The 16,106-nt window shown below is 47.2% G+C and carries 11 protein-coding genes; 10 read left to right on the forward strand and 1 reads right to left on the reverse strand.

The window, feature by feature from the left end; all coding sequences use genetic code 11:
* Positions 1-550 precede the first annotated feature (550 nt).
* From IRE19_RS01610 to IRE19_RS01655, 10 genes are all read left to right on the forward strand, one after another.
* Entirely contained in the window at positions 551-1,243 is a 693-nt protein-coding gene (locus IRE19_RS01610; protein ID WP_238943029.1) for a hypothetical protein, read from the forward strand.
* Positions 1,236-2,534, forward strand: coding sequence for an efflux RND transporter periplasmic adaptor subunit (locus IRE19_RS01615; RefSeq protein ID WP_203339073.1), 1,299 nt, complete (start codon positions 1,236-1,238; stop codon positions 2,532-2,534). The genes IRE19_RS01610 and IRE19_RS01615 overlap by 8 nt, the downstream gene beginning before the upstream one ends.
* A 137-nt stretch (positions 2,535-2,671) precedes the next feature.
* Positions 2,672-2,941 carry a YhdT family protein gene (locus IRE19_RS01620; protein WP_203339680.1) on the forward strand — a complete coding sequence of 90 codons (270 nt, stop codon included), beginning with the start codon at positions 2,672-2,674 and terminating at the stop codon, positions 2,939-2,941.
* A complete protein-coding gene (gene panF / locus IRE19_RS01625) occupies positions 2,938-4,398 on the forward strand; it encodes a sodium/pantothenate symporter (RefSeq protein WP_203339074.1) in 1,461 nt (486 codons plus the stop codon). Before IRE19_RS01620 ends, panF begins: the two co-directional genes overlap by 4 nt.
* Before the next feature lie 80 nt (positions 4,399-4,478).
* A complete protein-coding gene (locus IRE19_RS01630; RefSeq protein ID WP_203339075.1) occupies positions 4,479-5,393 on the forward strand; it encodes an EamA family transporter in 915 nt (304 codons plus the stop codon).
* 120 nt (positions 5,394-5,513) lie between these two features.
* Positions 5,514-7,127, forward strand: a complete 1,614-nt coding sequence (locus IRE19_RS01635) for a M20/M25/M40 family metallo-hydrolase (RefSeq protein WP_203339076.1) — start codon at positions 5,514-5,516, stop codon at positions 7,125-7,127.
* Positions 7,128-7,920: 793 nt separating this feature from the next.
* Positions 7,921-8,877 (forward strand): nuclease-related domain-containing protein, encoded by a 957-nt coding sequence (locus tag IRE19_RS01640; protein WP_203339077.1) that lies wholly within the window; start codon positions 7,921-7,923, stop codon positions 8,875-8,877.
* 407 nt (positions 8,878-9,284) lie between these two features.
* On the forward strand, positions 9,285-10,376 hold the full coding sequence (locus IRE19_RS01645; RefSeq protein ID WP_191713585.1) for an amidohydrolase: 1,092 nt from the start codon (positions 9,285-9,287) through the stop codon (positions 10,374-10,376).
* Between the two features lie 196 nt (positions 10,377-10,572).
* On the forward strand, positions 10,573-11,991 hold the full coding sequence (locus IRE19_RS01650; RefSeq protein WP_203339078.1) for an alanine/glycine:cation symporter family protein: 1,419 nt from the start codon (positions 10,573-10,575) through the stop codon (positions 11,989-11,991).
* 266 nt (positions 11,992-12,257) lie between these two features.
* Positions 12,258-13,295, forward strand: coding sequence for a C40 family peptidase (locus IRE19_RS01655; RefSeq protein WP_290187193.1), 1,038 nt, complete (start codon positions 12,258-12,260; stop codon positions 13,293-13,295).
* Between the two features lie 1,118 nt (positions 13,296-14,413).
* Here the strand turns inward: IRE19_RS01655 and IRE19_RS01660 are convergent.
* Complete coding sequence (locus IRE19_RS01660; RefSeq protein WP_203339079.1) at positions 14,414-16,066, reverse strand: S8 family peptidase; 1,653 nt, start codon at positions 16,064-16,066, stop codon at positions 14,414-14,416.
* Positions 16,067-16,106 lie beyond the last annotated feature (40 nt).

Raw genomic sequence — 16,106 nt, forward strand, 5'->3', positions numbered from 1 at the left:
CTCTATAAGCCGCTTCGGCCGCTTTGGAGTGGGTTCCTACAATAAGCCAGGCAGCTGAAGATCGCTGCCAGTCTTATTGCTCCACCCACTCCGGGGGCGCGGCTCAGCTGGGGGATGGGGTGATACAAGCATCTGTTTTTGTATGGAATAAATAGGTAGGGAGAGGTTCTGGAAACGCTCGGCAGCGGTGGTGCACGCGCCTTTGCTTAGGATACATGAGGTTATATATGGTTTTTGTGCTTGTGCATGATGAGTTTAAGGTTCTACATGAGCTATTCGGGTTTCTACCGGAGTAAGTGATGCTTCTACCTTAATTAATTTCTTTTCTACATGAAGTTTCTTAGTTTCTACATGAATATCGTGGAATTGTGTGCGTGCCAGGCACGCACACAATTTCTCCCGCTTATTCGCTTCAACCAATTCCCTATGCCTTTCGGCTCAAACGTTTTAAATATTGTAAAATGTACCAGCTGATGCGTTCCAAAGAGGTTGGTTTTTTGGTAAAGTATAATGAAGCAGAACGTTAAATGCCTTGAAAGGACCAACGCGCATGATATCAGACTTTAAATTCTGGCACTTTTTCCCAAGACAAGGGCAACTCATACATAATTTACAAAACACCGAAATGCGCAATGTCAGTAAACGCATTGCTTGGATTATTGCGATCGGCTTGCTGGTTTTCGCTCTCGGGGAGATTTGGGGCATGAACACAGAATCGCTGACGCCGTTATTGGCAGCGGGCATGTGGGATGCGTATACATTGGCACGCTGGACTTCACTTGCCGGAACACTCCTGTGGGCAGGCTTCTATTTGGCCTTCCATCTTTACATCGCTGCTTTTTTATTCAGCAAAATGCTGAGGATGCCGTGGCGTGCAGCGCTTGTCATGCAAACTTATGTGACGGCTTTGCTGATCATTGAAAAAGGATTGATTTTCCTGCTGTTTGCCTTGACTGGCTTCACGATGTCCGTATCGATTTTTTCATTCGGACCGATTGCCTCGACGTTTCTGGACAACGAATTCTTAATTTATTTCTTCAACCAATTGACGTTATTCACGTCTTTGATCATTGCGATTCAGTACCGGTTTATTCGTAATTTCACGAAAATCAATCCAAAGCTGATTTTGCTTGGCTTGATTCTGCTTCATATTATTGCAGCGTTGATCGTAGCTTCATTTAGCCTGATTCCGGTGGACGATATGCTGAGAGGTTTTATGGAAGGGGGCAATCCGTTTGAATAGATTCTTTTTTGTAGGTTTGTCTATCGCGGTCATTGCCTTTTTGACGGCAAATACTTTACTGATGTTCGGTGAGAAAAGCATTTTGCCAAAAAGCGTCTATGTCGGCGAATACCAACAAACGTATGCGCGTACATACGACACCCATTTGTTCAAAGAAGCATTGACAGCACCTCAAGGGACTGTGGAAATCTATGTGCAGGACCACGAAGCGCTTCAGCAGTGGATGGTTAATGAAGGCGACAGCGTAACGGCCGGGTCGGAACTTGCCAGTTTGAACGAAGCGGAATCCGAGGAACAGCGCAAGGTTTGGGAAACACAAAAGACTGCTTTGGAAAGCCAGCGGACTGAAGTGCAAAGTTCACTCACCGCGCTTCAACAGGCGCGGGCTGCTCAAGGCGGACCTGTATCACAAGACAAAGCCGACAATTCCGAAATCACCAATGAAGACGATGAAACCATCAAGTTCGACGTGAATGTCTCTGTCGGTGTCGCGGTTCCACAAGATGGATCTTACGCGGCGGGCATAGCGCAGGCGGAACAGCAATTGGCTTCCATCGAATCCCAATTGGCGGTACTCGATGCCCAATTATCGCAAAGCCTGTCGAACCCGTCAGTCATCAGCCCGGTAGATGGAACGGTTTCAAAAATCAACCGGGATACAGAACCATTAAGCATTGAGATCTATTCGAATGAAAAAATATTTCTCAGCTATGTGCTGGCAGATGAATGGCCATTAGTTGAAGTTTCGGACCAAGTGGATATTGAAGGGCAAGGGATTGAAGGCATTGCGACTGGAACGGTTATCAGTGTTTCCGAGATGCCTGCTGAGGAGTCCAAATGGCTCGAGGCCTATCACCAATTAGATCCAAAAGAACAGACTAACCCGCTGGCCTATTACGAAATCCGGATTGCAGCGGATGCGCCGGTTGAAAGCAAGATGCCGTTTGGCAGCAACGTCAACACCGCTATCGCCTTGGAAACAGCGGAAGATGCTGTTGCCCTTCCGATAAACTGGCTCTTCGACTACGATGGCAGCGCCGGGAAAACCCATACCTTGAACATCAATGGCCGTCCGGATGTCCTGCCGGTCGCCACCAATTTTGAAGTAAGCGGCAAAGCCGTGCTGACTGAAGGACCGGAAGCGGGAATTCTGGTTCTCAATGAAGAAAAGCTTGAGAGCTTCACTGCACCGCCTAAAGTCTTCATGCCGTTTCCAAATCGTCAGCCGAATTTCGACTATGCCAAGAATACGAATTGGCGTGCGTATGTCGAATATGTACTGGCCCGATAAAATCGAGCAACTCGACCCGAAAGCAGCTGCTTTCGGGTTTTAAATTGGAAGAAAAGCGGACAAATGGGGTTAATCTGCAGCGGGCAATGGTGTACGATAGATGCAGATGAAAAAAGCGAATGAACGGAGTGTATGAAATGGAAGAAACGGATTGGCGATTTAAAGTTGCCCACCGGGAAGCAAAAATCGGCGTCAGCTTGGCGTTGTTCAATTTTGTCTGGTGGTTCGGCTTTGCGTACGGCATGGGCTCACGGCCGGTAGAGGAATACAGCTACGTCTTTGGCTTGCCGGATTGGTTTTTTTACAGCTGCGTTGTCGGATTTTTGGTGATTGCGGTTCTGGTGATCGTCATCGTGAAGTTCTTCTTTACAGATGTGCCATTTGAAGAAGAGGAGGACCTGCAATGAATTACGCAGTTTTAGTGCCGATGATCGTCTTTTTATTGATCATCTTCTTTATCGGCTACTGGGCAAGCCGGAAATTATCAACCACCTCCAACTTTGTCAGTGATTATTTCCTTGGCGGCCGTGAACTTGGCGGCTTTGTGCTGGCCATGACTATGGTCGCGACTTACGGCAGTGCTTCCAGTTTCCTGGGGGGACCGGGCACTGCTTACACGATGGGATTCGGTTGGGTATTGCTTGCCATGTCCCAAGTGGTCACCGGTTATTTTGTGCTGATGATTCTCGGCAAGAAATACGCCATTATGGCACGCCGCTACAAAGCAATTACAATGATCGATTTCCTGAAATCCCGTTATGACAGTTCAGCCGTTGTGCTGCTGTCGGCGCTCAGCATCATTATTTTCCTGTTTTCCGCTATGGCCGCTCAATGGATAGGCGGCGCTCGCCTGGTGGAATCACTGACTGGCTTATCGTATAACTCGGCTTTGTTTTTATTTGCGATCAGTGTGCTTGTCTACGTGACGATCGGCGGTTTCCGTGCCGTCGCCTTGACGGATGCTGTGCAGGGAGCGGTTATGCTGATCGGGACGCTGATCTTGCTGATTGCCGTCATCATTGCGGGCGGAGGCATTCCGAATATCGTCAATGACCTCATCAATGAAAACCCGAATTTGGTGACGCCGTACGGAGCAGAAGGCGATTTAAGTGCTGCCTATGTGTCGTCGTTCTGGATTCTGGTTGGTGTCGGCGTTGTCGGACTGCCGCAGATTGCAGTGCGGGCGATGTCTTATAAAAACTCGCGCTCGATGCACAGAGCGCTGATTATTGGAACGATTGTCACCGGTTTTATTATGCTGAACATGCATTTGATCGGCGTTTTTGCCCGTCCGGTTATGCCGGGCATCGAAATCGGCGATAAAGTTATTCCTCTCATTGCGTTGGAAACTTTGCCGCCTTGGGTCGCAGGCATCGTTCTTGCCGCACCGATGGCTGCCATCATGTCGACGGTCGATTCATTGTTGCTGCTGGTCAGTTCATCCATTGTCAAAGACGTCTACTTGAATTACATAAAGCCCGATGCTGCCATCAAAACGATCAAACGTGTATCATTTGGCGTCACCGGAATTTTGGGGGTAATCGTCTTTTTGCTTGCCTTAGATCCCCCTGATTTGCTGATTTTCCTGAATTTATTCGCATTCGGTGGGTTGGAAGCAGCCTTTATTTGGCCGATTGTGCTGGGCCTGTATTGGAAATGGGGCAATAAATACGGGGCGATCGCTTCGATGGCTACGGGCATCATCAGCTATATCAGCTTGCATTTCTACAACCTGGAAAACGGCAACCTGTTCGGCGTCCATACCGTGACTTTGCCGGTGCTGCTGTCGCTTGCAGCGTTTATCGCTTTCAGTTTGCTGATCGGCAGAAAAGCTTATAATTACAACACATCACCGATCAAATAAAGTTTTGGGCGTTTACAGATACCTGAAACAGGCGTAAAATACAGCCTTATATTCGGAAAGTTGAAAGAAGGTCTTCGCGAGTGAATCAGTGGAAAATTTATGGCATCCTGACAGCAGTTATGATTGTCTGGGGCTTTAACTTAGCCTCTGTTAAATACATGGTAGCGTTTGTGGATCCGGTCACATTGACAGCGTTTCGGATTTTGCTGGCAGGCATGTCGGTCATCGGTATCCTGGCGGGTTTCAAAATGCTGCGCTGGCCGGCTAAAAGCGACTGGAAATACATCTTTCTCGGTTCGCTTCTGAATGTCGTGGCCCACCATTATTTCCTGTCGAACGGGCTTAGTCTGACCACTGGCTCGAATGCCGGGTTGATTCTTGGGACAGGCCCGATGCTGACAGCGGTTTTGGTTTCGTTGATCATGAGAAATGTGCCGTCCAAATTGCAATGGCTGGGCGTTGTGATCGGGTTTGCGGGAGTGGCGGCGACCGTCCTGGTGGGAAATGGGGCGGCCACTGGCTTGAACATCGGGGATATTTTCGTCTTCCTGTCGATTCTGGCACAGGTGTTGAGCTATATCGTCATCGCCAATGCCGCGCGTTCGCTGGATCCGCGCTTGTTGACAGGCTATATGTTTATTGTGGGGGCCACGGTTCTGTTCATCATCTCGCTCATTCAGGAACCAGGTGAAATCCGAGCATTCGCTGCGGTGCCAACGTCGTTTTGGGTGGCATTCCTGTTCTCGGCCATGCTTGGAACAGCGGTCGGCCATATGCTCTATAATTATTCAATCGGTCAGGCGGGTCCGACTAAAGCCGCCATCTTCATGAACTTGAATACAGTATTTTCTCTCGTGGGAGCCAGTGTGATTTTGAATGAACAAATTACTGCCGGCCACTTATACGGACTTGTGCTGATTGTCATCGGAGTGTTGTTCGGCTCCGGTGCAGCAGAAGATTTATTGAAGAAACGCAAAAAACGGCTCTCACAATGAGCCGTTTTTTTTATGGAGGAGCATCTATGCTTTTTTCGCGCCCTCTTTTTATTTGCAGCCAAGTTCACTATAATAGAAGAAAGTTAGACAGCTATGAACAATCAGGGGAGTGAACAAGCCGTGGCCACATTATGGGGAACGCCAGAGAAATTACAGGATTTATTGTGTGAACTTGTCAGTTGGAAAAGCCTGACTTTGACAGATGGAGAAGTGGAGTTTGCCTATAAGTTGAAGGATAAGCTCATGGAGCTTCCGTATTTCCAAGAACATCCGGAATATATCGGATTGGGTGAAGTGAATTGGGAGCGCCAAAACGTAACAGCTCTCTACAAGCATCCGGAAGCCGTTGATACCATCGTCCTGCTCAGCCATTTCGACACCGTCCATACAGGAGAATACGGAGATCTGGAACCTTTGGCGTGCAGTCCTTATAAACTGGCAGAGGCCTTTAAGTTAATCCGCGACGAACTGGATGCGGATACGTTAAACGACCTTGATTCCGGCGAGTATCTTTTCGGCCGGGGCACCATGGATATGAAAGCGGGCTTAGCGCTGCACATGGCATTGATCGAAAAAGCCTCCATCGAAGAATGGCCGATCAATTTGCTGCTGATGACCGTACCGGATGAGGAAGTCAACTCGGCCGGCATGCGCTACGGTGTTTCCAAGCTGCTGGATCTTGAACGTGAACACGGACTTGAATTTATTCTGTTCCTGAACGGCGAACCTGTTTTTGCAATGAAACCCGGCGACAAGGCCCATTACCTCTACACGGGATCAATCGGAAAAATCATGCCATCGGCGCTGTTCTACGGCAAAGAAACGCATGTCGGTGAACCATTGTCAGGCATTACATCAAGCTACATCTCGACTTATCTGACACATCGCATGGAATGGAATCCGAATTTCAAGGAAGTCGTCTATGGCGAAACCACGCCTTTGCCGGTAACTCTGACGCAACGTGATTTAAAACTGTCTTATTCTGCGCAGACGCCTTATCGCACGGCTGCCATGTACAATGTCTTTATGATGGAACGTACGGCGGAAGAAGTTTTCGAGATTTTTGAGACCGTTGCCAATGAGGCGGCAGCACACTGCGAGCGCGACTACCACGCGATGTGCGAACGCGAAAACATCGAACCGGTCGGCAGTATCCGTGTCATGCGCTACGAAAAGCTGATGGAATATGCACTCCAAAAATTCGGCAATGACTACGTCACCGATTTGCTGCGTGATACGCTGATGCATCCTGAATGGGATGTGCGGGAAAAATCGATGCATGTCACCGACATCCTGCTCATCAACTGCCAGGAACTGACGCCAGCCATCGTGCTGATGTACGCGCCGCCTTACTACCCACCCGTCAATTCATCCGAAAACGAGCTGGTGAAGCTATGCGTCGCGCAAGTGACAGCCAACGCCAAAGAAAAATTCAACCTGGACATCGAACAAGTCCATTACTTCAACGGCATTTCAGACCTCAGCTACGTCAACTACAACGACCAAAGCGACGGCTGGATCACCTATGAAAACAACACACCTGTCTACGGCGATCCCTACAGCATTCCGTTCCAGGCAATGAAACAATTAACGGCGCCCGTTTTGAACGTCGGCCCTTACGGCAAAGACGCCCATAAACGCACCGAACGCCTCCATATCAAAAACACATTCGAAGAAATGCCTCTTCTCTTAGAAGAAATGATTCTCTCGATCCCTGTAAAAAGCCACCGTTGAGGTGGTTTTTTTTCTTTGGTTAAAAAAGATTGCAAAGTAGCAGTGAAAAATAAAAGTGGAAGAATATGAATCGCAAGCAAGCGGCTTTCATTGTTTTAATTCAAGGGCGGTTTTGTGGCTTTTCGCGCGCGAAAAGCGTGTTTTGGGGTTGGCATATGGGGTGTGGGTGGGGAGTCTGTGTTGTGGAGCGAGATGTTTAGGTAGGCGAGTGGATAGTACATGTAGGGGGATGGGATGCTCAGGTAGAAGTGGGGAAATGTGAGGTAAGGATGTGTGGTTCGTGTAGAGGAGCGAGATGTTCAGGTAGGCGAGTGGATAGTACATGTAGGGGGATGGGATATTCAGGTAGAGAGGGTGAAATGTGAGGTAGGGATGTCTGGTTCGTGTAGAGGAGCGAGATGTTTAAGTAAGCGAGTGGATAGTACATGTAAAGGAGCGAGATGCTTAGGTAGAGAGGATGAAAGCTGTGGTAGAGATGTGTGGTTCGTGTAGGGAAGCGAGATGTTCAGCTAGGCGATTGGATCGTTCATATAGGGGGATGAGATATTCAGGTAGAGAGGGTGAAATGTGAGGTAGGGATCTTTGATGCGTGTAGAAAAAGAGAATCTTCAGGTAAGAGGTTAAATAGCCCATGTAAGAAGACTAGAAGTTAATGTAGAAAACAAAAATCTTTACATAAACAGGGCTTCAAATCTCATATTTGGGCGCTATAGAAGGTTCAAATCTCTTATTTGGATATAAATGGTAATTATATGTATTATCTGCTAGACTAATGAAAAAAAGGAGAGATGTTATGATTATTAAATACCGTGAAAAGCCGATGAAAATTGAAGGGTATGAAGCTTTATTGAAAAGGATTTCACCGATGCACCCCAAACGGGCAACTGTTAAAAATAGCCTCAATAATGCCAAAGCGGGCTATGGTGAAGAAGAGCGTCTGGATGAGGCGCTGGAATTTTTTGATCCGCCTTATCCACACCGGATAATCCAAGATTTTTCATTAGGAGAGGGATTTAAAATCCAAGTGGACACAGTCGTGCTCACACAGAGTTGTGTATTTCTGCTGGAGATCAAAAACATCGCTGGCAAACTCGAGTTCAAGCAGAATCCGAGTGCGCTGCATTCGATTTCAGCAACCGGAGAAATTAAAAGCTACAAGAGCCCCATCACGCAAATGAACGAAACCGCGTTGCGCATGAGCAAATTTTTAAAAACTCTTGGATGTCCGTTGCCGGTGGCAAACGTGATCATCATCGCGCACCCCTCTCAAATTGTTGAAGGCGCACCGCCGAATGTCCGAGTTTTGGCTGCTGGGGAAGTCAACGTTCACTTATCGGAAATGAAATTGCCAGCACCGGTTCTTTCTATAGAAGAACTTCATCAGCTCGGAAGCCGCTTAGTGGTTATGCATAAAGAGTACCAACCTTTCCCGCTCGCCCCGAAATTTCAAATCGATCCTTCGGAAATCGAGACCGGCGTCTTTTGCCCCCGCTGCATACTTGGCAAGATGGAAAGAACGCAGCGTGCCTGGGAATGTGAAACATGCCGGCTCGTCAGCCAAGATGCCCATGCCGCTGCATTGCAGGACTGGTTCATGCTAATCAAATCCACTATCAATACAGCCGAATGCCGCGATTTCATTGGTCTGAAAAACCTGGATGCAGCGAAGCGATTCCTTGTCCGAAGTGGTTGCCAACCCGTGGGCGGCCGACGCTATCGCCAATATATCCGTCAACCTCAGGAAAAATGAAGTATGATCATTGAAGTTGTAAAACTTGATGTAGAAAACGGAGTTGTTCATGTAAAGGATCAACCCGTTCATGTAGACAAGCTAAAACGTCCTGTAGGAGTATGAACTTCATGTAGAACCCAACAAACTCCATGTAGAAAACGGAGTTGTTCATGTAAGGAATCGAATAGTTCATGTAGCCAAGCGGATACGTCTTGTAGAGGCTCGCACTTCATGTAAAACTCAAGAAACTTCATGTAGAAAATGGGTTACTTCATGTAAGGAATCGAATAGTTCATGTAGAAAAGCTAAAACTTCACATAAACCCCTAAAACATCATCGCCACAAACAAAATCTTCACCCAACGTATCTCCTCGTGTACAATCAAATTATCAACATGAACTTCTCAACCCAAAGGAGATAATTACATGGACATCGAACAGCAAATACTGGAATATTTTCAGCATTTTCATACACATCCGGAAGTGAGTTGGAAAGAAGTCGAGACGACGAAGAAACTGGCAGCGATTATGACAGAGCTTGGCATTCAGCACCATACGTTTCCGGATGTCACCGGTTTGATTGCTGAAATCGGCGAAGGACCTGAAGTGGTGGCAGTGCGTGCGGATATCGATGCGCTTTGGCAGGAAGTGGAAGGCAAGCTGCAGGCCAATCATTCTTGCGGACATGATGCCAATATGGCCATGGTGCTTGGTGCGCTGTTGCATCTGAAAAATGAAACACTGACGAAACGTATACGTTTTATTTTTCAGCCGGCAGAAGAGCTGGGCAACGGTTCGTTATCAATGATCGAGAGGGGAGCAGTCGATGGGGTATCTCATTTATATGGTGTGCACTTGCGCCCGATTGAGGAATTGCCGTTTGGCCAAGTGACACCTGCGCTTCATCACGGATCGGGGATTTTTCTGAGAGGAAAAGTTACTGGAGTGGATGCACACGGAGCTCGTCCACATCAAGGAAAAAATGCAATTGACGTCATTGCGGCGATTCACCAGTTCGTGAAATCAATTTATTTTTCGCCATTCGAGTCGTATTCAGCGAAGCTGACGCATATTGAAACGGGTGGAGACAGCTTAAATATTATTCCGGGAAGCGCTAAGTTTTCGATGGATGTCCGCTCCCAATCAAACGAATTAATGGCGGAACTTCAGCGCAAAATAGGTGAAGGTTTAACAGCAATCGCCAATCTGCATGATGTTGATATCTCTTTTGAGTGGACTGACTATACGCCAGCCGCTGAAGTGTCGGAAGTGGCGATGCAAATCGCTGATGCAGCTATCCGGGAAACCTTGGGCGATGAGGCAACAGCGCCGCCAGTCCATACAACAGGAGCAGACGATTTTCATTTTTATACAATCAAAAAACCGCAACTACATGCGGCGATGATTGGAATCGGAGCGGATCTCGCACCAGGGCTGCATCATCCGGACATGAATTTTAACCACGGGGCTCTTGCCATCGGTGCGCGGGTATTGGCCCATACATTGAAAACAACGTAAACGGTTATTTCCCGGGAAATAACTTAAAATACAAACAACTCTTATGTAAGAAAGTCGCGTGGTATGATGAAGCGAGCCGATATCCGAGACCCTCTCAACAGAGGGTCTCATTTTTCTATCCGCCAGGAAAAGGAAGTTTCTTTCCAGTGGAAACAGGGTATTGTTAATAAGTTTACTAATAAAGGAGGAGAACAGAATGGATGCTTTTTTAGATGGAATCACATGGTTCGTCGATAACGTCAATACTTTGCTCTGGACATACATATTAATTGCACTTCTATTGGGTCTTGGCCTTTATTTTACAATTCGCACCAAATTCGTCCAGGTTCGTCTATTCGGCGAAATGTTCCGTGTCATCACTGAGAAAAAAGATGGAGACAGCGGGGTATCCGCATTCCAGGCTTTTACAATCTCTACAGCCTCACGAGTAGGAACAGGAAACATCACCGGTGTCGCATTAGCGATCGCTATTGGAGGACCAGGTGCAGTTTTTTGGATGTGGATGGTCGCCATCATAGGAATGGCCACTGCCTTTATTGAAAGTACACTAGCGCAAGTTTATAAAGTGCGCGATGGTGAACAATTCCGTGGTGGGCCAGCCTACTATATGGAAAAGGCGTTGGGAACCCGCAAACTGGGAATCGTCTTTGCCATACTATTGACTTTGGCATTCGGCTTTATTTTTAACTCGGTCCAATCAAATACGATTGCCCAATCATTTGGAGATGTTTTCAATATCCCAGATTGGTCAGTAGGAGCCGCTCTTGTCCTATTGACGGCCGTCATCATTTTCGGTGGCGTTAAACGGATTGCGCGTGTTACTCAAGTCGTTGTTCCAATCATGGCTGTTGCCTATATTTTGGTAGCACTTTATATTGTGATCATGAACTTTACTGAAATTCCAGCGGTCTTCAGTTTGATTGTGAAGAGTGCATTTGGCTTAGAAGAAGCAGTAGGCGGCGGAATTGGTGCAGCCATCATGCAAGGCGTTCGCCGGGGCTTGTTCTCCAACGAAGCCGGTATGGGTTCTGTACCGAACGCAGCGGCATCTGCTAACGTCTCGCATCCAGCCAAACAAGGTCTTGTACAAAGTTTAGGTGTTTTCTTTGATACCATCATCATCTGTTCTGCGACAGCTTTCATCATTATCTTGGCAGACTTGTATTCGAACGGTGAACAAGAAGGGATTCTGTTGACTCAAGCTTCATTGGACGTCCACTTGGGCGATTGGGCTCCTTATTTCCTAGCGGTAGCAATCCTTTTCTTCGCTTACAGCTCAATTATCGGGAACTATTATTATGGGGAAACGAATATCGAATTCATCAATGCCCACAGTGCTTGGTTGCTGGCTTATCGTATCGGGGTATTGGGTATGGTAATGTTCGGTGCGTTGGCACAAGTTCAACTGGTTTGGAACATGGCTGATCTGTTCATGGGCTTCATGGCCATACTCAACTTGGTCGTTATCGCTCTCCTCGGAAAAATTGCTTTCAAAGTTTTGGAAGATTACACAAGCCAGCGCAAAGCGGGAAAAAATCCGGAATTCTTTGCTAAAAATATTCCAGGCTTGAAAAACACTGAGTGCTGGGGCGACAAAGAAAATCGCCACGAATAAATAAATAGCTTGAAAAAGACCTTTTTGCCTGATGGCAAAAAGGTCTTTTTTCGTCTATGGCGGTTCTTTTAAACTAGTTAAAATCTAGACATTTATATACCTGTAATATCCTAAAATTAAACATACAAATAGGCAATGTTACGTAACTGTAATATAACTGTAACATGATATGGGAGTTTTTACTGATACAATCAAAAATATACTAAATAAGTAACTAACGGTAGATGCTTGATCACCATCCCGAAATCCCACACAAGAGGTGCTATGTGAAGAAACGTCTAATGCTTATGATAATTGCTGTTCTTTTATTATCAGCCAACCCATTCAATGCCACCGAAGCCAATGCAGCAACACCCAATGAAATTACAACATATGCCAATAAATTTAAAGGAACACCTTACAAATTCGGAGGAACAACACCATCAGGATTCGATTGTTCCGGTTATCTACGCTACGTTTTCAACAACTTCGGCATTTCAATTCCAAGAACTGCCGCTGAACAATACAAAATTGGAACAGGCGTCAGCAAAAGCAATCTTAAAGAAGGCGATATGGTATTCTTTTCGGGTACATACAAAGCTGGAATCTCTCATGCCGGTATCTATGTCGGCAATGGCAACTTCATTTCTGCAACGAGCAGCGGTGTAACGGTTGCCAACTTAAACACCAATTCATACTGGGCTCCAAAATACACGGGTGCCCGCCGTTTGAGCGAAGTCAAAAATGTGGCGACACCGGTATCGAAACCTGTCGCAAAACCTGTAGCCAAAAAAGCTCTTCCAGTCGGCCAGTATTATGATGTAGCGACAGGCCACTGGGCAGTTAAAGAAATCAAAAGCTTGAGCACGCAAAGCATCATCACAGGATACGATGTCAGCTTGTTCAAACCGAACAATGACGTATCAAGAGCGGAAGCGGCAACGATCATCGCACGCGCATTAAAACTGAAGCCAGTCAAAAGCTCGGCTTTCAAAGATGTCCCTTCATCGCATTGGGCAGCCGGCAACATTAACGCAGTCATGAAAGCGGGAATCGTCCAAGGGCGTTCACCTGGCCATTACGCGCCAAACGCCAAAATCACCCGTGCAGAAATCAGTAAAATTTTGACTAATGCTTTTGCGCTAAAAGCTTCGAACTCTTCAACCTCTTTCAAAGATGTCAAAGGACATTGGGCTGAAGGATCAATCAACAGCGTAACCGCAAGCAATTTGGCGACTGGCTACAAAGACGGCACATTCAAGCCGAATGCCAACGCAACAAGAGCTGAATACGCAACATTTGTTCACAGAGCTATTAATAAATAATAGATGGTTTTAGTCGCAGACCCCCTCGGTTTTATCGAGGGGGTCTGCTTTTTTTGGTAGATAAGGTTTTTGTTTAGGGGGAAGGTTTGTGTGGAAGTGGGTGATTTGGAGGTGGGTGGGTGAGGGGTTGGTAGGGAAGTGAGATGTTCATGTAAGGGTAGCGCTAGTTCATGTAGCGCTCACGATAGATCATGTAGGATCCATGAACATGCAGGTAAACTGTTGGCATCCCGGTAGAGAAGCGAATAGTTCATGTAAAAGCGTCACTAGTTCATGTAGCGCCCGCAATACATCATGTAGAATCCACAAACATGCAGGTAAACTGTTGGCATCCCTGTAGAGAAGCGAGTAGTTCATGTAAGGGCGTCTCTAGTTCATGTAGCGCCAACAAAGCGTCATGTAGAATCTACAAACATGCAGGTAAGCCACCGTCATCCCTGTAGAGAATCGAATAGTTCATGTAAGAGCCACGCTAACTCATGTAGCCCCCGCAAAACATCATGTAGAATCCACAAAATTTGTTTACAGAGCTATCAATAAATAAAATATGGGTTGAATCGCAGATCCCCCTCGGTTTTATCGAGGGGGTCTGCTTTTTTGGTATATAAGGTTTTTGTTTAGGGGGAAGGTTTGTGTGGGAGAGGGTGATTTGGAGGTGGGTGGATGAGGGGCTGGTAAGGAAGTAAGATGTTGATGTAAGGGGAGCGATAGTTCATGTAGCGCTCACAATAGGTCGTGTAGGATCCATGAACATGCAGGTAAGCCACCGTCATCCCTGTAGAAAAGCGAGGTGTTCATGTAAGAGCCCCGCTAGTTCATGTAGCCTCAACAAAACATCCTGTAGAACCCACAAACATGCAGGTAAGCCACTGTTATCCCTGTAGAAAAGCGAGGTGTTCATGTAAGAGCCACGCTAGTTCATGTAGCCCCCGCAATAGATTATGTAGAACCCCCGAATACGCAGGTAAGCCACCGTCATCCCTGTAGAGAATCGAATAGTTCATGTAAGAGCCACGCTAACTCATGTAGCCCCCGCAAAACATCATGTAGAACCCCCGAAACCCCGAACCCCCAAATCAAAAAGCCGAACCGGCAAACCGGTTCGGCTTTACAATCAATCACTTCAAAGCGTTGCTCATAATCTCCGCGTTTTCGGCGCGGGTGATGGGATTTTTCGGGCGGAATGTGTTGTCTTTGTAGCCTTTGACGACATTGTTTGAATAGGCTGCTTGGATGGCGTCGTAGTAGTACATGGATTTGCGTACGTCTTTAAAGCCGGTTTGCTGAGTGCCGGATAGTTTGAAAGCGGCCTGGATGATGAGTGCCATGTCGCCACGTTTGATCGGATCGTTCGGGCGGAATGATTTGGCGCTGACCCCTTTGATGTAGCCGCGTTCATAAGCGCTGTTGATATAGCCGGCAGCATAAGAATCTTTTGGGACATCAGTGAAGCGGTGGTTTTTATTCGACTTATCGAGCTTTAACGCACGGCCGAGCATGGTTACGGCTTCAGCGCGGGTAATTGTGTCGTTCGGGCGGTATGTGCCGTCCGGGAACCCGTTGGTGAGGCCGCGGTCGAAAATGCTCTTGATGGGTGCTGTGTACCAGGCGTTGAGCTTCATGTCCGGATAGAGAGCAGCTTTGGTCTGGAGCGATTGGACCAGTCCGTTGCCGAACGTATTGTCGCGGCCTTTTACTCCCAGGTCCGTCGCTGAACGTTTCACGGTTTCGCGCAATTGTTTATTTGTCAGATGCGGATAGGCTTCCATGTATTGCGCAAAGGTGCCGGCTGCGAAAGGCGCAGCGACCGACGTTCCTTCAGAAACTGCATAATCTTCCTGAGTGGTGGTTTTGGCATCGACGAAGCTGCTCAAAATGTCTTCACCTGGCGCCACTAATTCCTGTGAAGCGCCGTAATTCGAGAAGTAAGACAGCTGGTTGAGTTTGGATACCGAACCGACAGCGATGACGGATGGAAAGCGTGCAGGGAACAGGACGTCATTGAAAACGCCGGTGCGCCGCTCGTTGCCCGAAGCCGCGACTACGACAATTCCAGCATCGTATGCTTTTTTTGTAATGTCGCGCAAGACTTTGTCGTCATTGATGGTGGTCAAACTCATATTGATGATGTCGACTTTCTGGTCGATGGCCCATTGGATACCGGCTACGACGCCTTCAAGTGTGCCGACTCCGTTGGCTGACAGGACTTTGACGGAATAAAGCTTAGCGTCGGGCGCAACGCCGACTGTGCCGATAGAATTATTCAGCGCTCCGATGACTCCGGCCACATGGGTGCCGTGTCCGTTGCTGTCTGTGTCATGGCGGGAGTTTTCAACTTTGGAGATGCCTCCAGCCACTTTCAAGTCAGGATGTTTGGCGTTGATTCCTGAGTCGATGATGGCGATTTTCACGCCTTTACCGGTGTATCCGAGCTTTGAAGCGGTATTGGCTTTGATGGCGCGGTAACCCCAGGTAGTGGTCTGTGCAGCGGCTCTGACTTCTGAATTCTCCTCTATGTATTCAATGGAAGATTCGTTGCTGGCTGACTGGATCATGCCTTCTTCGGGCAACGTGACTGACACTGCAGAAATGGAATCAAACTCCTCGTGGATTTCGGCTCCCATTTCTTCAAGCAATTTATAATCGATTTCTTCATTAAAAGAGATGATAACACGCTCTGATTCGTTTGATGTTTCGGCTGCAGCGGCGTGGGTGGCAGATAATCCGCTGAGAAGTATAGCGGATATTGCGATAGCGCTTAATTTGTTCAATAAATTTCCTCCTCTGGGCAATGTGCTTTCCATGTAGTAT

It is taken from the genome of Planococcus beijingensis, from assembly GCF_016820615.1.
GTDB lineage: Bacteria > Bacillota > Bacilli > Bacillales_A > Planococcaceae > Planococcus > Planococcus notacanthi.